This window comes from Belnapia moabensis DSM 16746, from assembly GCF_000745835.1.
GTDB lineage: Bacteria > Pseudomonadota > Alphaproteobacteria > Acetobacterales > Acetobacteraceae > Belnapia > Belnapia moabensis.
The window spans coordinates 1-2,328 of sequence record NZ_JQKB01000237.1 but is presented as its reverse complement, the minus strand read 5'-3'; the positions used below and the strand labels follow the sequence as shown (position 1 = coordinate 2,328).

At 66.4% G+C, this 2,328-nt stretch carries 2 protein-coding genes; one reads left to right on the top strand and one right to left on the bottom strand.

All coding sequences use genetic code 11. From position 1 onward, the window contains the following. Positions 1 to 424: 424 nt before the first annotated feature. Positions 425 to 1,651: a M23 family metallopeptidase gene (locus EP26_RS30525; RefSeq protein WP_052389897.1), complete on the top strand. Its 1,227-nt coding sequence runs from the start codon at positions 425 to 427 to the stop codon at positions 1,649 to 1,651. A 467-nt stretch (positions 1,652 to 2,118) separates the two neighbouring features. Here EP26_RS30525 and EP26_RS30520 read toward each other — a convergent pair. Continuing rightward, positions 2,119 to 2,328 (bottom strand): hypothetical protein (locus EP26_RS30520; protein ID WP_043345193.1); only part of this gene is annotated, 210 nt, incomplete at its 5' end.

Genomic DNA, 2,328 nt, shown 5'->3' with positions numbered 1-2,328 from the left:
CTCACCAGCCATCCCCATGAAACCAAGGATCAACCAGCAAACACGCATACATCCAAAACGCGCTTCCAAAACCAGATACAGTTTTAAAAGAACAAACTCCCTCGCGGCCACCTTCAGACTTTCGCCCGAAGCTTGGACCGGCGATAAACCCTGCCGGGTTAGGAGAACCACCTTATCAGCGGGGCGCTTAACTTAGTGACCAGCGTCACCGGCGTCAAGGCCTGCTTTTCAGCGGCCCGGCGATCGGCGTTGCCGTCGTCGTCGGGAGGCGGCTTCTAGGCCCCTCGCCCCGGACTGTCAAAGCCCTTTTTTCGAAAATCGCCTCATGGCTCAGCTCATCACGCAAGCGAATACGTCAAGCCATTGACTTTACTTATTTTTCCCTCAAAGGGTTTCGCCATATTTCAGCCCTGGGAGGGGTTTCATGTTGCACCGCGTCACGCGCCATGCGCGTTGGCTGCCCAGTCTCGTCATCCTGTTCGCCAGCCCCGCCGCCGCTCCGGCCCAGCCCGACCCGCCCCGAGCCTCCCCAGCTGCACAGACCGAAGCTGTCCGCGTCCTCGTCGCCCGTCCGGGCGATACCCTCACCCAGCTCCTGGCCAGCGCCGGGGTCGAGCCAGATGAAGCACGCCCGGCGATCAGCGCCCTCGCCCCAATCTTCCCGCCGCGCCGCCTTCAGCCCGGCCATGAGGTCACTCTTCGCCAGGACCCGAGCCGCGACGATGCCTTGACCGCCCTTATTCTCGAGCCGGCACCGGGTCGCACCGTGACCGTCAGCCGCACCCTCTCAGGCTGGCAGGCTGTCGAGGAGGAAGCGACGCGTCACCGCCACCTGGTCTATGCCCGAGGCGAAGTGACCGGCGCGGTATTGCAGGATCTAGAGGCAGCCGGCTTGCCCTCGGCACTCAGCCTCAACCTCGTGCGCATGCTGGGCCATTCCGTCGATTTCCAGCGCGAGCTGCAGCCGGGCGATGGCTTCACCGTCCTGTTCGAGCGGTTCCGCGATGCCGAGGGTGGCCTGTTGCGCGACGGCGACGTGCTCCATGCCGAGTTCCGCATGTCGACGCGCCGCCTGTCGCTCTGGCGGCAGGAGACGGCGACCGGGCCGGAGTGGTTCGACGAGACCGGGCGCAGCCTTCGCCGCAACTTCCTCCGTACGCCACTCGACGGTGCGCGCATCTCCTCCAGCTTCGGCCAGCGGCGGCATCCGGTGCTCGGCTTCACCCGCATGCATCAGGGGATCGACTTCGCCGCGCCGCACGGCACACCGGTGCTGGCCGCCGCGGAGGGCGTGGTCGAGCGCATCGGCTTCGTCAGCGGCTATGGCCGGTTGATCGAGCTGCGCCATCCGGACGGGTCGATGACGCGCTATGGCCATCTCTCCGCCTTTGCCAACGGGCTGAAGCTTGGCACCGGCGTCGGCCAGGCGGAGGTGATCGGCCGCGTCGGCTCCAGCGGCCTCGCCACCGGGCCGCATCTTCACTACGAGATCGTCGAGAACGGCCGCTCGGTCGATCCTGCCATCGCCCGGCCGGCGCCACGGGTGCAACTCGCCGGCGCGGAGCTCGAGGCATTCCAGCGCACGCGCCAGACGATCCTCGCGCAGATCGCGCATCTGGAGCCGAGACAGGAGATCGCCTGGGCCGAGTGAGGCCTTCATCGGCATCATGTTGCGGTTCAGGCGGGTCATGATCCAGACGGAGCCGCCGACTACGATGAACACGTCGAGGGCGACGCCGTGACATTGTCGGTATTCTGCGGCGTCGTGGCGATGTGCAGGAAGAAGATGAGGTGGTTCCGATCTGTGCGATGGCGAGCACCACCAGCGCCACTGTCAGGCCAGGACTGCAGATGATTTTCGTCCTGGCCAAGCCCAAGGAACAGACAGTCAGCAGCGCCGCCAGCCAAAGCCGATGAGATAGCTGGTGATCCCTTGGCGACCCCGCCCAGGCCGGCGGCCTTGTCGCGCAGCCAGGCCTACCGGACGACGCGGCGCTCAGGGGCGAGCGAGCTCACGCTGCGGGCGACAAGCGACAGCAGCAAGCCAAGGCCGGCGAGGGGCCTGCAATGTTAGTCTCGTGAGGAAGGGCGGGAGGGCCATGCCCTCCCGCCCTTCGGCTAGGCTGCGGCGGCCAGGGGTTGCTGGCTTACCACCAGGCCGTCGGTGCCCGCCGTGACGGTCAGGCGTTCGCCGTCATGGATGCGGCCTTCCAGCAGCAGGTTCGCCAGCTGATCCTGCAGGTTGCGCTGGATCACCCGCTTCAGAGGCCGGGCACCATAGGCGGGGTCGTAGCCGGCTTCCGCCAGCCATTCGCGCGCCTTGTCGTC